Raw genomic sequence first — 14,818 nt, forward strand, 5'->3', positions numbered from 1 at the left:
ATTAAAAAGGTCTAGCGAATGCTAGACCTTTTTGTCTCTGTGGCTGATGGGTTTAACTCTAGAAACTAGATGTTTTTAACGTCTAAACCCGCAAGCTGATGCCAGTAGCCATTGCACTGGCGGCTTTCAATCTTCATTGGTTTTTGACCTTGCTCGTTCGCTCTGAAGTTATTGATTTCAGAGAAAGTGTCGATACCCAATGGACTCAGGCGAACGACATCGACCAAGTCATGCATGCTCGGTAGATCATTGACTAGGTTGTAGCAGTAACCTGATTGCGTCTGGATACCATTAAGGTTAAATACCGATTGGCCTTCTTGGCTTTCGACCTGTAGACCTGTTGGGTATTTGATGCAGCAGGTTTCGCAATCGTCTTTGGCTTTGTTCTCTGCTCGGGCTGTAAAGCAACGTGCAGAGTAAGCAAGAGGTAAGTAGCCATGGCTAAACACTTCTACTTCGAACTTATTACGAATATTAAGCTCTTCGCACTGTTTCATTACGTTGCTTAGCCACTCGCGAGAAAGCTCAACGGGCATACACCAACGCGTCATACCTTGTTTCAAGAACAGGTTCAGAGTGCGTGCATTGTAGGTGTTCACCGCAGGACCAACAACAAAAGGCACCTTACTTTCACTTGCCAGTTGAATCGCAGATACATCATTGGCTTCAATGGCGAAGTCACCGTTATCAATGTACTTCTTCATGATGTTGACTTCGCTTGGGGCTTCTAGCAATGCCATGGTTGAAAGTACCACTTGCTTACCTGAATCAGACAGCTCTTTTGCTATGTCCATCCAGTGTTTTGCTTTCATCTCACGGCGCTTTGAGCACACCGCTTCACCGAGGTAGATGATGTCGGCAGAGCTTGATTTTGCTTGCTCATAGAAGCTTTCAACATCTTGTTTTGGCCAAAAATAAAGTAGAGGGCCTAATGCGTATTTCATTGAGTTCTCCATTTGGCTCTATTGCCATTTACGGTGGTAAGCGCCAAGCGTGGTTTGTGTACCTTCAGATACATTCGCCAGTGTCGCATTCCAAGCTTGTTCCACTTGGTATTGTTCAGGGTTCGCTAAGTAGCGATCGATGGCTGCGCGCCAAGTGCGAGTGACTTGCTCGACATAAGCAGGGCTACGTTGGCGACCTTCAATCTTCACAGAAGCAACATTCGCGGCGAAAAGCTCAGGCAACATAGATAGTGTGTTAAGGCTAGTTGGCTCTTCAAGTGCGTGATAACGCTTTCGCTCACCATCTACTTCTGCTTCAAATCGGCCTTTACATAGCGTTGGGTAACCTGCGTTCTCACCTGCTTCATACTTGTCGATAAGGATTTCGTTCAAGCGAGATTCAAGTCCGCCATCCGTTTCTTGCCAGCGAACGTATTTTGCTGGAGAACATGCCCCAACCGTATTTGGCGATTCACCCGTCATGTATGAAGAGAGGTAGCAACGGCCTTCTGCCATGATACATAAGCTACCAAAAGCGAATACTTCGAGGTCAACGTCAGAAGTGATGTTACGAGAAAGCTGTTTGACCTGATGGATCGACAATACGCGCGGCAATACCACACGCTTAACGTTGAAATTTTTATGATAGAAGTCGATAGCGGCTGCATTGGTCGCAGATGCTTGTACTGATAAGTGCAGCTCTAGTTCTGGATATTTATTTGCAGCGTACTCGAGCACCGCAATGTCAGCGATGATCAGCGCATCAACGCCTAGTGCGGCGGCGTTATCTACAGCGTTAGTCCAGCGTTCGAAGCCGTTTGGGTGAGCAAAAGTATTTAAGGCAACGTGAATTTTCTTGTTGCGGTCATGCACATACTGCACAGCACGATCGAGCTTTTTACCCGCAAAGTTAAGGCCTGCGAAGTGTCGGGCATTCGTATCGTCTTTGAATCCGATATAGACAGCATCCGCACCGCAATCAATAGCGGTTTTCAAAGCAGGTAAGTTACCCGCTGGGCATAAGAGTTCCATTTGCTCACTACCAATAGAATAAAATTGAAGCGAGTATTTTATGAAGAATTATGAATGACGGAATTGATGTAAGGCAGGTTTAGATGGATAAATCTGCTTTTACCCCATTTGAGGTACTGACGAATGGCGAATTTACGCTTTAGCTTGGTGTTGGAGGGCGTGTTTAATTAATTCTTGTGACGACGGTTTTGGGCGAACAGTTCTTCAACCTCTTGTTTTGGTTGAGGGCGATAGAAGTGGAAACCTTGAATTGAACCACAGTTGAGGTTAGACAGCAGGGTTGCTTGTTCACTGGTTTCGACACCCTCTGCAACCACGGTTAAATCGAGAGATTTCCCAAGGTTGATGATGTTTTCAATTACGGTAATTTGCTTTGGTAAGGTATCGATATCTGAGATAAAAGCCCGGTCAATTTTAAGCTCATCAATCGGAAAGCGAGCAAGGTAAGATAGAGAAGAGTAACCCGTACCAAAGTCATCGATGGATAACGCAAAGCCAAGTCTCTTAATCGCGTTCAGCATTTGAAGCGTGTGCTCACTATCACTCATTACGGCACTTTCTGTAAGCTCAAAGGTAATCGCACTTGGATCTAGCTCAGTAGAACGCAGCAACTTCTCCATGAAATCAATCAATTTTGGATTACCAAACTGCTCTGGTGAAAGGTTGATCGCGACGCGACCAGGTAAAATACCTTGCATCTTCCAACGTTTCACCGTGGCAAATACTTCGCGCATTACCACACGACCAAGTTGTTCAATAAGGCCAGCTCGTTCCGCTACAGGAATAAATGCGGCAGGGCTAATATAACCTTCTACGGGGTGTTTCCAACGTACCAGAGCTTCTGCTCCGTTAATGGTGAAGTCACGCGCATTTACTTTTGGTTGGTACCAAACCTCAAGCCCGTTCTGTTGCAGTGCTTTTTGCAGTTCTATCTCAAGCCACAGTCGCATTCGCGCTTCTTTGTTCATCTGTTCGTTGAACTTGATCAGGCGGTTGCGTCCACGATCCTTAGCTTCATACATTGCGGTGTCAGCATTCTGTAGCAAGATACGTGCGTCACTGCCATCGTGAGGAAAGCTCACACTACCAATCGAGCAGGCTAAACGCTTGCTAAAATGGTGGAGATCGAAGGGTTGGTTGATCAGAGATATGATCTTTTCAGAGAGTATTTCAGGTGTTCGTGGGTGTTCAGGCTCAGGTAGAATAATACCAAATTCATCACCGCCTAAATGGCCAATAATAGCTTGACGAGGCAGTTGTCGTTTTAAGCGAGATGCGACCTCTTTAATCACTTTATCACCGATGTGGTGGCCAAGTGAGTCATTGATATTTTTGAAGTTATCGATGTCTAAGTAGAGCATCACAACAGGGGTCTTGTTGTGAATGAACTGCTCAAGGCTTTTGGTAAACCCAAGTCGGTTGTAGAGCTTAGTCAGTGTATCGATGTAGGCATCTTCACTGTTAGCGGGTGTGTATTGTTTTGTTGTTTCTTGAGCGTCTTGAATAAGTACGAGTTGGGTACTGCTTCCAAGAATGACCGTCGAGTCGATATTTAACTGAACTTTACGTTCAAAGCCACATCGAGCACCCGTTAAACAAACCAAGCCAGACTCAGAAATAATGGAGCTGAGGTCATTATTAAAGACTGTTTTGGTTTGTTCATCGATAAATAATCGGCCTAACTCTTCGCCAATCAATTCTGTGGTGGAGTTAAAGCCAAGTAAGCGCGCAGCTGCAGGGTTCGAAGACAGAATGTAGTCGTTTTCAACTAATAGCAATCCGTCTGGGAGCAGGTGAGATAGCTTGTGGAATTTCGCTTCAGACTCTTCTAAAGAACGGACAAGTACTTGGTTTTCAGATGTATCGAAGGCGTGAAAGATGATGTATTCAGTCTTTTTACCATTGGTAAGCGGAGATAGGCTGAAATGAAGGCTAGTGTCTAAAGCCGTTTCGTTTAGGGTGATTTCCGCCTCAATTGTTTCGCCATTGAATGCACGCTCATAGTAAGGCTTAAGGTGTTGGTAGAATTGCTCGCCCAAGGTTTGGCGGTCATTCATGCCTACAAGTTCTGTTTTACTTAAACCAGCAATATCACAGTAACGCTCATTCACCATAAAATAGTTATGTTGAGCATCAAGTACCGCAAAAAAGAACGGGCTGTTTGCAGTAAGCTGTGTAAACCAATGTTGTAGTTGCTGGGGAGGCATCAAAGTACTACCAATTCTCCAAGAGCTTGAATATTCACTATCGATAAACATTGATTGCTTTTTGTTCAGCTATCGATGTTTACTTGTGAGTGCAGCGATTCGCTGTGATTTTCATGACCAGAGTTACTATAACTGTGATTATCAATATATTAAAGGTCGAGCATCAAACTGAATTAATTTGATACATAACAGTAACTGAGATCTCAACATCATCTATGATGCTTTCTATATTATTGACAAAGTTACGGATAAGTCACGTGATAAACAAGATACGCACTCAACTAGTTCAAAATGCCGCATCAATTTTGCGATCTCCAGTCCAGTTATTACCAAAATCAGTACAAAAAAAAGCCTTATTAGAAGCATTGAAAAATGTATTCAAGGAGGCTTTAGAGGATGGTGATTTTGAGTTCTTAGAAGACAAGTGGCTTAAAGTTTCAATAAAAGATATGGGGTTAAGTTGGTGTATTAGCTACAAAAATGAGCAACTAGTTGTCGCTGATAAAGAGGTCAATGAAGATGTGAGTTTTAGTGGCAATCTAAATGATCTCGTGTTGATTGCTGGGCGAAAAGAAGACCCAGATACGCTTTTCTTCCAACGTCGACTGTCTATTGAGGGCGATACCGAGCTAGGCTTGGAAGTGAAAAATTTGATGGATAGCGTCGATTTAGACTTATTGCCGACTCCTATGAAAACTTTGTTAAATCAATTAGCTGATTTTGTGCAGAAGGGAGTACAATCCCCAGATACACAAAGTGAGGTAATGAATGCTTATTCGAACTGAAGCACCGGCAGATATACTTGTCATCGATCGTTTATTGAAATCTGTTTTTGAAACGGATGCAGAAGCTAATTTGGTTATGAGCTTGCGTGAGAATAGCCATTTAACGCTATCGCTGGTGGCTTGTTCTGATGAAGGGGAGGTGGTTGGTCACCTGATGTTTAGCCCTCTTACTCTTGATGGTGACGATCATAACTGGCAGGGGCTCGCACCTCTCGCCGTGAAAGAAGAGTTCCGCAATCAAGGCATTGCCAAATCACTGGTTGAAGACGCATTTTCTACTTTGGTAGATTTTGGTTACCCAGCCTGTGTTGTACTCGGTGATCCTGCTTACTACGGTCGTTTTGGTTTCAAGGCGGCGAGCGAATTTGGCCTGAGTTGTGTTTGGGATGTGCCTGAAGGCGCTTTTCAAGCGATTGAGTTGGTAGAAGGGGCGTTTGCTGGGCATTCTGGTGAAATTGCTTACAGCCCAGAGTTCAACGACTTATAAGCTGATTTACCACTCAATAAGATACAAACTGATTTAGTCTAAATAAAGGAGCTTGATGCTCCTTTATTTTTTGTTAGTATCAGCCCCAATGAGCACCGTTTAAGTTCACTCGAAGAATATTAATACCAACAAACCAAAGGTTACGACCGCTAGATATGTCACAAACACACGCGCAATATCTACAAGAGATGGGCATTAGCCAATGGGAGTTAAGTCACCCAGAGCGTTTGGCTGGTTATGAATCTGAATTGACTCTGTTATCGAATGATTGCAAGTTACTGTTGGTTTCACCAGAAAAACCTCAGGATGATCTCGCCGTGATGTTTGAGCGAGTACTCAAAAGTATCAAGCTCGACTTATCTCAGGCGTTGTATATTCAACCTCAGCATCTATCTTCTGTGGATTTAGGGGCGGTTGACTGGGTATGGTTTGCTGGTTGCGAATCTGCTCATGAACTGAAGGCTAAAACACTTCAATCTCCATTACTGTCTGACATTAACGGTAATAACCAACATCGCCGCGACTTATGGCAACAAATTTGTGCTTATGACTAATCAATTTTTACCGACTTCACAACAACACCTAGATGCTATTTGGCAGATAGAGCAGGCCGCGCATTCTCATCCTTGGTCTGAAAACATGATCCGTGATCTTAATAGCCGTGGAGGCTGCCACCGTGTTTTAGAGGTGGACGGAGAGGTTGTCGGCTATTTTTATGCTCAGAACATTGTCGGTGAAGTGACTTTGCTGACGATAGCGGTTGACCCAAAGCAGCAAGGTAAAGGTTACGGCAAAGCTTTGGTTGAGCACTTTCTCGATATGTGCGAACAAGCTGACGCGGAAAGCGCTTGGCTAGAGGTTCGCGAAAGTAATGTAAATGCGTTTAATCTTTACGAAAAGGCCGGCTTCAATGAAGTTGATCGCCGTCGTAACTATTATCCAACCAAGCAAGGCAATGAAGATGCCATCATTATGAGCTATCTTTTTATGTCTTTTAGCTAGTCATGTTACGTCTTTTCGCGAACTAGAGCGCTAGCTCCGGAATTAGCCACAAAATAGGGTGTAAACTGACCCTTTAGAAAGTGACACGCTTTCTGTATAATCCGCACACAGAATTCAAGGGCAAGTATTATCTACTTGCCCTTTTTACGCTTTAGATCAGCAAAGGGCGACTATGTCTTTCCAACAAGAAGTGAGCAAACGTAGAACGTTTGCGATTATCTCTCACCCGGATGCGGGTAAAACCACGATTACTGAAAAAGTTCTTTTATTCGGAAACGCGATTCAAAAAGCGGGTACCGTAAAAGGCCGTGGCTCTAACCAGCACGCTAAATCTGACTGGATGGAGATGGAAAAAGAACGTGGTATCTCGGTAACTACGTCTGTAATGCAATTCCCATACAACGATTGTCTAGTCAACCTACTCGATACTCCTGGACACGAAGATTTCTCGGAAGATACGTACCGTACACTAACAGCGGTTGACTCTTGTTTGATGGTTATCGATGCTGCAAAAGGTGTCGAGGATCGTACTCGTAAACTGATGGAAGTAACGCGTCTACGTGATACACCAATCGTAACGTTTATGAACAAACTTGACCGTGATGTTCGTGACCCAATGGAAGTGCTAGATGAAGTGGAAAGCGAGCTAGGTATGGCTTGTGCTCCAATCTCTTGGCCTATCGGTTGTGGTAAAGAGTTTAAAGGCGTTTACCACATTCACCGTGATGAAACGATCTTGTATGAATCTGGCCACGGCCATGAGATCCAAGAAGTTCGTATCATTAAAGGTCTAGATAACCCTGAACTAGACGAAGCTGTTGGCGAAGATCTGGCGAGCAGCGTTCGTGAAGAGCTTGAATTGGTTATCGGCGCATGTCCTGAGTTTGATCACGAACTGTTCCTTGCTGGCGAGTTGACTCCGGTTTACTTCGGTACTGCATTGGGTAACTTCGGTGTTGATCATATGCTTGACGGCCTAACTCGATGGGCTCCTGCACCTCAAACGCGTCAAGCAAATGAGCGTGATGTTGAAGCGACTGAAGAGAAGTTCTCTGGTTTCGTATTTAAGATCCAAGCAAATATGGATCCAAAACACCGTGACCGTATCGCATTCATGCGTATCGTATCAGGTACTTACGACCAAGGTATGAAGATGAACCATGTTCGTACTGGTAAGAACGTGAGTATCTCAGATGCAGTAACCTTCATGGCGGGTGACCGTGCTCGTGCTGAAAAAGCATACGCGGGTGACATCATTGGTCTGCATAACCACGGCACAATTCAGATTGGCGATACCTTTACTCAAGGCGAAAGCTTGAAGTTCGCAGGTATTCCTAACTTTGCGCCTGAGCTATTCCGTCGTATTCGTCTGCGCGATCCATTGAAGCAGAAGCAACTTCTAAAAGGCTTGGTTCAGCTTTCTGAAGAGGGCGCGGTTCAAGTATTCCGTCCTTTGCAAAATAACGATCTGATCGTTGGTGCAGTTGGTGTACTTCAGTTTGATGTAGTTGTAGCGCGCTTGAAAGCGGAATACAACGTTGAAGCGATTTACGAAGGTGTGAACGTTGCAACTGCACGTTGGGTTGAATGTGATGACGCTAAGAAACTAGAAGAGTTCAAACGTAAGAGCCAAGCTAACCTAGCGTTAGATGGTGGTGATAACCTATCTTACATTGCACCGACTATGGTGAATTTGAACCTAGCTTCTGAGCGTTTCCCAGAAGTTCAATTCCGAGCGACGCGCGAGCACTAATCACTCTGCGCTCTATTCGAGTTAAACAAAAACGTCTATTGTTCTGCAATAGGCGTTTTTTTATTCGTGTCATTTGAGGTTAGAGGCTTAAGGTAAGTATGTTCAGTTGGATAAAAGCTTGGATTAAGAAATACGATAAGTGGTGCGAAGAGCTTGGCTTAACGCCTGAAAATAAGCGCAGCTGTGCGGCTTATCGCCGTGATCCTCAAGGAAAACAAACAGAGAGCAGGGAAGATGACATCGAAAATAAGTGACTTTCCGCTGTTTGACACCCATTGCCATGCGGACTTTGACATCTTTGAGCAAGGTTTTTCACTTGATAAAGGTATTGAAGGTTACGTTAAAGAGGCGAAACAGGCGCAAGTCGAGAAGTTAATCATCCCTTCTATTGGCCAAAGTAACTGGAGGAAGCTTGATGAAATCGCTAAATCTTACCCTAATGTTTACTACGCTTTAGGTTTCCATCCTTATTTTTTAGAGCAAGCCAATGACAAGCAATTCTCAGAGCTTCGCCGATTACTCTCATCAAAAAACAGTCAATGCGTTGCGATAGGAGAGTGTGGTCTCGACTTTTTTGTCGATGTTGCACGGGAGAAACAAGAGCGTTTTTTCATCCAACAAATAGAGCTAGCTAAGGCGTTTAAGCTGCCTTTAATCATCCATGAAAGGAAGTCTTTTAACCGACTTATTGAGCTAATAAAGCAGTATAAATTTACTTTGGGTGGTGTGATTCATGGATTTTCAGGGAGCGAACAGCAGGCTTTGGCGTGGATTCAGCTTGGTTTCTATATTGGTGTCGGTGGAACGATTACTTACCCAAGAGCACAAAAAACACGCACCACTATCTCAAAACTGCCTCTTGACGGCCTGGTGTTAGAAACGGATGCCCCGGATATGCCCATGCATGGAAAACAAGGAAATGTTAATCATTCCAAGTATTTAGTTACGATCTTAAATGAACTGTTTTTGCTTAGAAAAGAACCGAAGCAATCGGTTGCAGCGCAAATTTGGCAAAATAGCCATCGCGCATTCGGTATATGTGAATAAAATCGAAGGTTTTTGTTTATCGTTTGCGTAAATTGCACTTGGCTTGTGATTCGGCTCACATTTACGTGTGAATGGTACATGAATCTTCTACGAAAGTGTGAGGACGGCATTACTTTATTAGTGGTCGCATGAGTATAATTGCCTCCGCTTTATAGCCCCATTTTGTAACACGCCAATAAATAACTAATAAGGAAGTCATAAACTATGAGCCTGTTTATGAGCCTCGTCGGAATGGTTGCACTGATTGCAATCGCAGTACTACTATCCGACAACCGCAAAGCAATTAATCTAAGAACAGTGGGTGGCGCTTTCGCTATCCAATTCGCACTTGGTGCATTCGTACTTTACATCCCTTGGGGTCGTGATCTACTTGCAGGTTTCTCTGCTGGTGTAGCAAACGTGATCGACTACGGTAAAGATGGTACTGGCTTCCTATTTGGTAGCCTTGTTAACTTCTCAGTTGACGGTATCGGATTCATCTTTGCATTCCAAGTTCTACCAACACTAATCTTCTTCTCTGCTCTTATCTCTGTACTTTACTACATTGGTGCGATGCAAGTTGTAATCAAGGTTCTTGGTGGTGGTCTTCAGAAAGCTCTAGGTACTTCTCGCGCCGAGTCTATGTCTGCAGCTGCAAACATCTTCGTTGGTCAAACGGAAGCGCCTCTAGTTGTTCGTCCATTTGTTCCTAAAATGACTAACTCTGAACTATTCGCAGTAATGTGTGGTGGTTTAGCGTCTGTTGCTGGTGGTGTACTAGCGGGTTACGCATCTATGGGTGTACCTCTAGAGTACCTAGTAGCAGCGTCATTCATGGCAGCACCTGGTGGTCTACTATTCGCTAAAATCATCAAGCCTGAAACTGATGAAGTTGACGAGAACCTAGGTTCAGACATCGACGGTGGCGACGACAAGCCTGCTAACGTTATCGATGCAGCGGCTGGCGGTGCGTCAGTTGGTCTACAACTAGCACTTAACGTTGGTGCAATGCTACTAGCATTCATCGGTCTAATCGCTCTTATCAACGGTATCCTAGGTGGCATCGGTGGTTGGTTCGGTATGGAAAACCTAACTCTAGAACTTCTTCTAGGTTGGATCTTCGCACCGTTAGCATTCATCATTGGTGTTCCATGGGAAGAAGCAACTATTGCTGGTTCTTTCATTGGTCAGAAGACAGTTGTTAACGAATTCGTTGCATACCTAAACTTCGTACCATACATCGGTGAAAACGCTCAAATCGTTGAAGCGACTGGTCAAGTAATGTCTGTTAAGACTCAAGCAATTATCTCGTTCGCTCTATGTGGTTTCGCAAACCTTTCTTCAATTGCGATTCTTCTAGGTGGTCTAGGTGGTATTGCTCCAAACCGTCGTCACGACATCGCACGTATGGGTGTTAAAGCGGTTGTAGCTGGTACTCTATCTAACCTGATGGCAGCAACAATTGCTGGCTTCTTCCTGTCTTTCTAATCAGTTAGAAATCGATATATAGACGCCATAATAATATCGCCCCGTAGCAAGAAATTGCTGCGGGGCTTTTTTGTTTTTGGGCCTAGTGATTTTGAGCATTAGCATGAGTGAATGCTTGGAGTCGAAAATGGGTCTAGAATGTTTTTTTGAGATACAAACCGTTTGCGTTCTAAGGAGCACTACAATTTATTGATGGATACCTATAATGTATTAGCTAAAGGGATAGGATGTCTCTGCTGGCAAGAAAGTAACATTGAGATTAGCTCGAACGTTATTCTTCTGGGATTAAGCCAAACTTAGCAATACGCTATATTAGCAATACACTATAGATGTTAGACACAACATGACTGATTTGTTGTGCCATAGACCAAACTGGTACTGTGCGGTGACAAGGATTGCAATTGGTAGCGAAAGTTATCAAGTCTTCAGGGAACCAAGTCCGTTCATTTGTGACTACTGAGCATTACTAAAATATCCATCTATACTGGATGGATGGTGAAGTAGTTAACTATTTGAATATATTGATCGGAGATAGAAATGAGCGATTTAAAAGCAGCAGCTCTACGTGCACTTAAACTTATGGACCTAACTACGCTAAATGACGACGATACTACTGAAAAAGTAGTGGCACTTTGTCATGACGCGAAGACTGCAGTTGGCAACACCGCTGCAATCTGTATTTACCCTCGCTTCATCCCAGCAGCTAAAAAGGCGTTGCGTGAGCAAGGTACTCCAGAAGTACGCATTGCGACTGTAACTAACTTCCCTCATGGTAATGACGACATCGAAATTGCTGTTGCAGAAACAAAAGCAGCGGTAGCGTACGGCGCAGACGAAGTTGACGTAGTATTCCCATACCGTGCTCTTATTGCTGGCAACGAAGAAGTTGGCTTTGAGCTAGTTAAGCAATGTAAAGCCGCTTGTGGTGACATCACGCTTAAAGTGATCATCGAAACTGGTGAGCTAAAAGAAGAAGCACTGATCAAGAAAGCTTCTCAGATCTGTATCGAAGCAGGTGCAGACTTCATCAAAACTTCAACAGGTAAAGTGCCAGTAAACGCGACTCCAGAGTACGCGCGCATGATGCTTGAAGTTATTCGTGACATGGGCGTAGCTAAAACAGTTGGTTTCAAACCAGCTGGTGGCGTACGTACAGCTGAAGATGCTCAAGCTTACCTAGCAATGGCTGATGAGCTACTAGGCGCTGACTGGGCAGACAACATGCACTACCGTTTTGGTGCTTCAAGCCTACTGACTAACCTTCTTAATACATTAGAAGTGACAGACCAAACTGCTGATCCAGCAGCATACTAATTTCCCTATCGGGTATAACAATAAAGTCTGTTTGATGGAGTGGCGTTAAGTCACTCCATATTACCTCTTTCCCTACAAACCATACTCACTAGAGTTTGGGAGGCACTAATGTATCTACCTCAAGAAATTATTCGCAGAAAACGTGATGGTGAAGTCCTAACGACTGAAGAAATTAACTTCTTCATTCAAGGCGTGGCTAAAAATACCGTTTCTGAAGGCCAAATTGCAGCATTCGCAATGGCTATCTTTTTTAATGAAATGACGATGCCAGAACGTATCGCACTGACGTGTGCAATGCGTGATTCGGGCATGGTGATTGACTGGAGCCACATGAACTTTGATGGCCCAATCGTTGATAAGCACTCTACTGGTGGTGTTGGTGACGTAACTTCTCTGATGCTTGGCCCTATGGTGGCAGCATGTGGTGGTTTCGTTCCAATGATCTCTGGTCGTGGTTTAGGCCACACTGGCGGTACGCTAGACAAACTTGAATCTATCCCTGGTTACAATATTACACCCACCAACGATGTGTTTGGTGCTGTAACCAAAGAAGCTGGCGTAGCGATCATCGGCCAAACTGGTGATTTAGCACCGGCTGATAAGCGCGTTTACGCGACTCGAGATATCACGGCAACAGTCGACAACATCTCGTTGATCACAGCTTCAATTTTGTCTAAGAAATTGGCTGCTGGTCTTGATTCTTTAGTGATGGACGTAAAAGTAGGTTCAGGCGCATTCATGCCGACTTACGAAGCGTCTGAAGAGTTAGCAAAATCTATCGTTGCAGTAGCAAACGGTGCGGGTACTAAAACAACGGCAATCCTAACGGACATGAACCAAGTTCTGGCTTCTTCAGCGGGTAACGCAGTAGAAGTACGTGAAGCGGTTCAATTTCTAACCGGCGAATATCGTAACCCTCGTTTGCTAGAAATTACGATGGCATCGTGTGCTGAAATGCTGGTTCTGGGTAACCTTGCAAAAGATTCAGACGAAGCGCGTGAAAAACTGATGGCAGTACTGGATAACGGTAAAGCAGCAGAGTGCTTCGGTAAAATGGTAGCGGGCCTTGGTGGTCCAACTGATTTCGTAACGAACTACGATAACTACCTAGAAAAAGCAGAAATTGTTAAACCAGTGTATGCGCTAGAAAGCGGTGTAGTATCAGCGATGGATACGCGTGCAATTGGTATGGCTGTCGTTGGTATGGGCGGTGGTCGCCGCGTAGCAACAGACAGCATTGATTACGCAGTCGGTTTTGATAGCTTCATTCGCCTTGGCGAAGTAGCAAGCGCCGATAAACCATTAGCAATGATTCATGCTCGCAATGAACAACAGTGGCAAGAAGCTGCAAAAGCATTACAAAATGCAATCACTGTGGGCGGAGAATATACAGTAACGCCAGACGTTTACCGTCAGATTCGTTCTGAAGACGTGTAAATAACAGGTATCGGCATACCTTGTGTATGCCGATAAACAGAGTTCTGGTGCAAAGAGCAATAAGTTGGTGAAGAAAATGAAAAGAGCATTTATTTTAGTTTTAGATTCATTCGGTATCGGCGAAACAGCAGATGCGGACACATTCGGTGATGTAGGTTCAGACACTATGGGTCACATTGCTGACCATTGTGATCAAGGTCTTGCAGACAATGCGGATCGTAAAGGTCCACTAACGCTGCCAAACCTGTCTAAGCTAGGTTTAGCTATGGCTCACAAAGAGTCTACAGGTCGCTTTGCTCCTGGTATGAACGCAGACGCTGAGATCATTGGCGCGTACGGTCACGCTGCTGAGCTGTCTTCTGGTAAAGACACGCCATCAGGTCACTGGGAAATCGCAGGTGTACCGGTACTGTTTGACTGGGGCTACTTCACCGACAAAGAAAACAGTTTTCCAAAAGAACTGACTGACCGCATCCTTGAGCGTGCAGGTTTATCTGACTTCTTAGGTAACTGTCACTCATCGGGTACAGAAATCCTAGATAACCTAGGTGAAGAGCACATGAAGAGTGGCTTGCCAATCTTCTATACTTCAGCAGACTCTGTTTTCCAAATCGCATGTCATGAAGAGACATTCGGTCTACAGAACTTATTAGACCTTTGTCAGATTGCTCGTGAAGAGCTAGAAGACTACAACATCGGCCGTGTTATTGCGCGCCCGTTCATTGGCCCAGGTAAAGGTCAGTTCGAACGTACTGGTAACCGTCGTGACCTTTCTGTTGAGCCGCCAGCGGCGACAGTTCTTCAGAAGTTGGTTGATGAGAAGGGCGGTAACGTTCACTCAATCGGTAAGATCTCTGATATCTACGCAGGTTGTGGTATTACTCAGAAAACGAAAGCAACAGGTATTCCTGCGCTATTTGAAGCAACTAAAGAAGCGATCACTGAAGCGGGCGACAACACTATCGTGTTCACTAACTTCGTTGATTTCGACTCAGCTTACGGCCACCGCCGTGACGTTGCAGGTTACGCAGCGGCACTTGAGTACTTCGATGGCCGTATCAATGAAATCATCGATATGATGAAAGAAGATGATGTACTTATCTTAACTGCTGACCACGGTTGTGATCCGACATGGCCAGGTACTGACCATACTCGTGAACATATCCCTGTGATTGTTTACGGAAACAAGGTTCCTGCTGGCTCTCTAGGCCGTCGTGATACCTTCGCTGATATTGGTCAAAGCTTAGCGTCTTACTTTGGCACATCGCCAATGGGACACGGTACAAGCTTTCTATAATAGTTAACGAAGAGAGAGGGAAGCCTCTCTCTTCTTTTTTTGTTTT

General features: G+C 44.5%; 14 protein-coding genes. 11 read left to right on the forward strand and 3 right to left on the reverse strand.

The window, feature by feature from the left end; translation table 11 throughout:
- Positions 1-65: 65 nt before the first annotated feature.
- From AB4180_RS05060 to AB4180_RS05070, 3 genes are all read right to left on the reverse strand, one after another.
- A complete protein-coding gene (locus AB4180_RS05060) occupies positions 66-944 on the reverse strand; it encodes a U32 family peptidase (RefSeq protein WP_009847534.1) in 879 nt (292 codons plus the stop codon).
- A gap of 18 nt (positions 945-962) precedes the next feature.
- Positions 963-1,976, reverse strand: coding sequence for a peptidase U32 family protein (locus AB4180_RS05065; RefSeq protein WP_009847533.1), 1,014 nt, complete (start codon positions 1,974-1,976; stop codon positions 963-965).
- A gap of 167 nt (positions 1,977-2,143) precedes the next feature.
- Positions 2,144-4,183, reverse strand: a complete 2,040-nt coding sequence (locus AB4180_RS05070) for a bifunctional diguanylate cyclase/phosphodiesterase (protein WP_009847532.1) — start codon at positions 4,181-4,183, stop codon at positions 2,144-2,146.
- Between the two features lie 257 nt (positions 4,184-4,440).
- Here AB4180_RS05070 and AB4180_RS05075 point away from each other — a divergent pair, with 257 nt between their 5' ends.
- From AB4180_RS05075 to AB4180_RS05125, 11 genes are all read left to right on the forward strand, one after another.
- Positions 4,441-4,968, forward strand: coding sequence for an SCP2 domain-containing protein (locus AB4180_RS05075; RefSeq protein ID WP_009847531.1), 528 nt, complete (start codon positions 4,441-4,443; stop codon positions 4,966-4,968).
- The gene (locus AB4180_RS05080; RefSeq protein ID WP_009847530.1) at positions 4,952-5,455 is read left to right on the forward strand and encodes a GNAT family N-acetyltransferase; all 504 of its coding nucleotides are present in this window, start codon (positions 4,952-4,954) and stop codon (positions 5,453-5,455) included. Before AB4180_RS05075 ends, AB4180_RS05080 begins: the two co-directional genes overlap by 17 nt.
- Before the next feature lie 155 nt (positions 5,456-5,610).
- A complete protein-coding gene (locus tag AB4180_RS05085) occupies positions 5,611-6,009 on the forward strand; it encodes a DNA polymerase III subunit psi (RefSeq protein WP_102249131.1) in 399 nt (132 codons plus the stop codon).
- The gene (rimI, locus tag AB4180_RS05090; protein WP_102249130.1) at positions 6,002-6,457 is read left to right on the forward strand and encodes a ribosomal protein S18-alanine N-acetyltransferase; all 456 of its coding nucleotides are present in this window, start codon (positions 6,002-6,004) and stop codon (positions 6,455-6,457) included. The genes AB4180_RS05085 and rimI overlap by 8 nt, the downstream gene beginning before the upstream one ends.
- Positions 6,458-6,629: 172 nt before the next feature.
- The gene (gene prfC / locus AB4180_RS05095; protein ID WP_012604694.1) at positions 6,630-8,210 is read left to right on the forward strand and encodes a peptide chain release factor 3; all 1,581 of its coding nucleotides are present in this window, start codon (positions 6,630-6,632) and stop codon (positions 8,208-8,210) included.
- A gap of 98 nt (positions 8,211-8,308) precedes the next feature.
- Positions 8,309-8,464 (forward strand): DUF5363 family protein, encoded by a 156-nt coding sequence (locus AB4180_RS05100; RefSeq protein WP_198592241.1) that lies wholly within the window; start codon positions 8,309-8,311, stop codon positions 8,462-8,464.
- Positions 8,445-9,257 carry a TatD family hydrolase gene (locus tag AB4180_RS05105; protein WP_102249129.1) on the forward strand — a complete coding sequence of 271 codons (813 nt, stop codon included), beginning with the start codon at positions 8,445-8,447 and terminating at the stop codon, positions 9,255-9,257. Before AB4180_RS05100 ends, AB4180_RS05105 begins: the two co-directional genes overlap by 20 nt.
- 204 nt (positions 9,258-9,461) lie before the next feature.
- A complete protein-coding gene (locus tag AB4180_RS05110; protein ID WP_009847523.1) occupies positions 9,462-10,724 on the forward strand; it encodes a NupC/NupG family nucleoside CNT transporter in 1,263 nt (420 codons plus the stop codon).
- 537 nt (positions 10,725-11,261) lie between these two features.
- Positions 11,262-12,038, forward strand: a complete 777-nt coding sequence (deoC, locus tag AB4180_RS05115) for a deoxyribose-phosphate aldolase (protein WP_102249128.1) — start codon at positions 11,262-11,264, stop codon at positions 12,036-12,038.
- Positions 12,039-12,146: 108 nt separating this feature from the next.
- The gene (deoA, locus tag AB4180_RS05120) at positions 12,147-13,475 is read left to right on the forward strand and encodes a thymidine phosphorylase (protein WP_102249127.1); all 1,329 of its coding nucleotides are present in this window, start codon (positions 12,147-12,149) and stop codon (positions 13,473-13,475) included.
- Between the two features lie 76 nt (positions 13,476-13,551).
- Positions 13,552-14,772, forward strand: a complete 1,221-nt coding sequence (locus tag AB4180_RS05125) for a phosphopentomutase (RefSeq protein ID WP_102249126.1) — start codon at positions 13,552-13,554, stop codon at positions 14,770-14,772.
- Positions 14,773-14,818: the final 46 nt, after the last annotated feature.

It is taken from the genome of Vibrio sp. 10N.286.49.C3, from assembly GCF_041469545.1.
Classification (GTDB): domain Bacteria; phylum Pseudomonadota; class Gammaproteobacteria; order Enterobacterales; family Vibrionaceae; genus Vibrio; species Vibrio tasmaniensis_A.

What these genes read in the sequence shown, in the direction of transcription:
- AB4180_RS05060 (WP_009847534.1), bottom strand. Translation starts at nt 944, where the DNA reads ATGAAATACGCATTAGGCCCTCTACTTTATTTTTGGCCAAAACAAGAT.
- AB4180_RS05065 (WP_009847533.1), bottom strand. Translation starts at nt 1,976, where the DNA reads ATGGAACTCTTATGCCCAGCGGGTAACTTACCTGCTTTGAAAACCGCT.
- AB4180_RS05070 (WP_009847532.1), bottom strand. Translation starts at nt 4,183, where the DNA reads ATGCCTCCCCAGCAACTACAACATTGGTTTACACAGCTTACTGCAAAC.
- AB4180_RS05080 (WP_009847530.1), top strand. Translation starts at nt 4,952, where the DNA reads ATGCTTATTCGAACTGAAGCACCGGCAGATATACTTGTCATCGATCGT.
- AB4180_RS05085 (WP_102249131.1), top strand. Translation starts at nt 5,611, where the DNA reads ATGTCACAAACACACGCGCAATATCTACAAGAGATGGGCATTAGCCAA.
- rimI (WP_102249130.1), top strand. Translation starts at nt 6,002, where the DNA reads ATGACTAATCAATTTTTACCGACTTCACAACAACACCTAGATGCTATT.
- prfC (WP_012604694.1), top strand. Translation starts at nt 6,630, where the DNA reads ATGTCTTTCCAACAAGAAGTGAGCAAACGTAGAACGTTTGCGATTATC.
- AB4180_RS05100 (WP_198592241.1), top strand. Translation starts at nt 8,309, where the DNA reads ATGTTCAGTTGGATAAAAGCTTGGATTAAGAAATACGATAAGTGGTGC.
- AB4180_RS05105 (WP_102249129.1), top strand. Translation starts at nt 8,445, where the DNA reads ATGACATCGAAAATAAGTGACTTTCCGCTGTTTGACACCCATTGCCAT.
- AB4180_RS05110 (WP_009847523.1), top strand. Translation starts at nt 9,462, where the DNA reads ATGAGCCTGTTTATGAGCCTCGTCGGAATGGTTGCACTGATTGCAATC.
- deoC (WP_102249128.1), top strand. Translation starts at nt 11,262, where the DNA reads ATGAGCGATTTAAAAGCAGCAGCTCTACGTGCACTTAAACTTATGGAC.
- deoA (WP_102249127.1), top strand. Translation starts at nt 12,147, where the DNA reads ATGTATCTACCTCAAGAAATTATTCGCAGAAAACGTGATGGTGAAGTC.
- AB4180_RS05125 (WP_102249126.1), top strand. Translation starts at nt 13,552, where the DNA reads ATGAAAAGAGCATTTATTTTAGTTTTAGATTCATTCGGTATCGGCGAA.